Below are 3,671 nucleotides of genomic sequence, written 5' to 3'. Positions count from 1 at the left end.
CGGATACAGCATCATCTCAAAATGCATATTTTTAGCGCGTTGCAGGCGATCGGCCAGTTCCAGGGTGTTGATCACATGTACGTTGTCGTCCTTCACGCCATGAACCAGTAACAATTTGCCTTGCAGTTTATCCGTGTACGTTAGTACGGAACTACTTTTGTAACCTTCCGGATTTTCTGCAGGGGTATCCATATAGCGTTCTGTATAATGACTATCATACATGCGCCAGTCGGTTACGCTGCCGCCGGCAATGCCATATTTGAAATATTCCGGTGCATACATCAGTGCATAGCAGGTCATGTAGCCGCCAAAGCTGTACCCGGAAAGCATTACTTTTTCCGGATCGGCCTGGGCATTGGCTATCAGCCATTTCACGCCCTGAATCCAGTCTTTGACAGCCCATGTTGGCAGATCGCGGTACATATAGTTTTGGCCTGCTTTACCAAATTCTGTACTGCCCCGATGATCCATAGTTACATGGATCACGGGATCCTCACTGTCCCGCTTATACGTAGTTACCCAGTTATCCTTTACTGTACTGGAGGCGGGGCCACCATAAATAGCGATGATGACCGGATATTTTTTCCCTGCCTGCATATCTTTAGGAAACTTGATACGCATGGGGATATCAAATTTTCCGTCTTCACTTTTTACATATACGATACGGTAATTCTTCGCCAGTGTGGTATCAAAGTCGGGCCCTTTACTGTCGCCCAATACTTTGATCAGTTTACCCTGGTTATTCAGGAGTGCCAGTTGATCTGGCCTAGTGGCGTTACCGTATTTGGTAGTAAAGTAAGCCGCATCAGGTGACAGCGTTATCTCATGTGAATACGGTCCAAAGGTGAGGCGTTTCATATGCTTACCGTTCAGGTCAGCCCGGTATAAATCCTCCCGGACTAAGCCGTCTTTATTGCCGGTGAAATACACTACGCGGTTTTTCTCATCTACATACTTAATATGTGATACTACGAAATCGCCCTGCGATACCCTGTTTTCAAAAGTGCCGTCTGCCTTATGCAGGTATATTTGGCGGTAGCCGGATTTATCGCTGATCAGCAGGAATTCTTTGCCTTTATTGATAAACAAAATGCGTTCGTCTTCATCCAGGTTGATCCAGGTAGCTTGCTTTTCATCATAGGCCAGTTGCTTTGCGCCGCTGGCAGATGCGATATTGTACAGCTGATAGTGATCCTGTCCGCGGTTCATCCATTGTACCAATAAGGATTTACTATCAGGATTCCAGTAAGGCGTACCAAAATACTGGTCGTTGTGTTCATCAAAATCGGCCCAGACAGTGGCGCCGCCGGTAGCTGCTACCATGCCGATCCTGATACCGGGATTGGTATCTCCGGGTTGCGGGTAGCGCTGCGTTTCCATGTAACCATGATCACCGCCGGCATCGGTGATGGTAAACAAAGGAACTTTGCTATCATCTGTTCTGAAGAAAGCAAGCGATTTACTATCGGGGCTCCACCAGAATGAGCGATAATCGGTGCCTCGGCCCAGTATTTCTTCATTGTACACCCAGGAGGAGTAGCCATTCAGGATCACATCGCTGCCGTCCTGTGTTAAACGGTTTTCTTTTCCGGTGGCCAGTTCCAGGGTATACAGATCATTATTGCGCGTAAAGGCAATGTAATTACTGTCGGGAGAAAAAACGGGATTGGCTTCTGTGGCAGCGGTATGTGTTAACTGCTGCGAAGTTCTGCCTTCCACTATGAAAATATCATCCTGCTTAATGGCCACCCGTTTGGCGGGTGCTTTCCGGGATGCGGATTTGTTGTCCGCAGGTATTTCTTTCCCGGTGGCAGCATCCACCAGAAAGTTTTTAACCGTATTTTTCTCCCCGTTGCGCTGCAATATAAAGTGGCCGTTATCTGTCCATGTATTCACGAACGGCAGGGGCAGTATATTATTTTCCGGCGCACGCTGTGCGTATCCGGCGGTCGCGAAAGCCAGTGGTATGGCTAGTAGGAATGCGTTGATGATCGGCTGTGACTTCATTATTTCCAGTATGTATTCTGTACCATTTTTTTATTCGCCAGTAACTCGGAGGCCGGAATCGGGAAACAATAATTTTTCAATTCAAAGGTCCTGGTTTCCAGCAAACGGGAAGGGCCATAGGTTTTAGTGCCATCGGCGGCTTTGGTGATAGTAGTGCCATAGATGGTTTTATAAGGCAGCTGGTCGGCAATATGCCAGCGACGTAGATCCCAGAAGCGTTGGTCTTCGAATGCAAATTCAATGCGGCGTTCATGACGGATGCATTGGCGCATGCCTGCCTGATTTAAACCAGCCACCAGATCGGGTTGTCCTGCACGGCGACGGATAGCATTTACTGCTTCGTATACCGTATTATCCGGTCCAGCCTCTTCATTCTGTGCTTCCGCATAGTTCAGTAATATTTCTGCATATCTCAACAGTTGCCAGTTTTGATCACTGCCGTAAGTCGCATCTCCCAGAAAATTAAAAGTTTCATTAGTGGCTTTTCTCACCAGGTACCTGGTTTGTGGTTTAAAGAAGCCGGCATTAACGATGTCAAACCCTCCTTCAAACAGTTGTAACACGCTACCACGGTAGGTGGCGCCGTCATAAGCAACGGTATAGTTAAATCGTTTATCGCGGTTGGCATAAGGATTATTCGGATCGTATAATGGAGAGGCGGACGGAAGTTTGCCATCGGTCATTTCATACTCGTCTACCAGGTTTTGCGTAGGGTTACTTTGACTGAGACCACTCATAGAACCCGGCGCCATATCGCGATCGTAGGTATGCCCTCTTTCTTTGGCCACATTGTTATGCTGTACAGAAAGAATGCATTCCGCATTATTTTTCACCGTGAACAACGCTTTATAATCCGGATACAGGCTGTATTGACGGCCATCCATCACCACCTTAGCAGCGGCAGCAGCAGCTTTAAAACGGCCCATATACAACAGCATGCGAGCTTTGAGTGCCAGTGGGGCACCAGCGGTGAGTCTGCCGGCGTCTTTTACATAAGATGCCGGTAGTTGTGACAGCACTGCTGCTACTGCATCCAGTTCACTTACAACATAATCTACGCTCTGGCCTTTTGTACTGCGGGGAATCGCCAAACTATCTGTTCCATAAATCTGTGCTTTTTCCACGATGACTACGCCCGCTGCATTTTCTGCACCAGCCACTACCCCGGAAGGCTGTACAGCGCCGGAAGCAGAGATGGGATCATCGCTGAAATAGTTGATCAGCTCTGCATAATAATAAGCCCTGAAAAAGCGGACTTCTGCTTTTAATTGACTCTTTAGTATAGCATCACCGGGTACCGCGTCTATATGTGCCAGGAAATCATTCGCTTTCCGTACCTGCTGATAGAGTGCGGTGTAGTATTCTGTAAAGGGCGAGCTATTAGCAGTCCAGCTACCATCTGTGGTCAGCTTTCCCATTACATAGGGATCATTATTGAGTCCATTGATACCATCATCCGTGGCTGCGGGCAGGTAATAGTTTCGGGCATAGCCGCTTTGCAGCGTAGAATAGAAATAATTGACATAGTTCCCTGCCAGCCCGATATCATTCCATACGGTGAGTTCAGAGATACTATCTTTCGGTTTTTTATCGAGAATATCTTTCGCACAGGACGATAGTAATACCATACATCCTACTATCCAGCCACCTTTTATATTAATTTT

The 3,671-nt window shown here is 47.4% G+C and carries 2 protein-coding genes; both read right to left on the bottom strand.

The genetic code is table 11. The features are described from left to right. A partial coding sequence (locus VIP81_RS03310; RefSeq protein WP_331957053.1) for a S9 family peptidase occupies positions 1-2,007 on the bottom strand: 2,007 nt, incomplete at its 3' end. Next, positions 2,007-3,671: RagB/SusD family nutrient uptake outer membrane protein (locus VIP81_RS03305; RefSeq protein ID WP_331957052.1), on the bottom strand; the 1,665-nt coding region annotated here is incomplete at its 5' end. The genes VIP81_RS03310 and VIP81_RS03305, both read right to left, overlap by 1 nt.

Origin of the sequence: Chitinophaga sp. (genome assembly GCF_036566945.1) — a bacterium.
Taxonomy (GTDB): domain Bacteria; phylum Bacteroidota; class Bacteroidia; order Chitinophagales; family Chitinophagaceae; genus Chitinophaga.
This window is presented reverse-complemented; position numbering and strand designations above follow the sequence as displayed.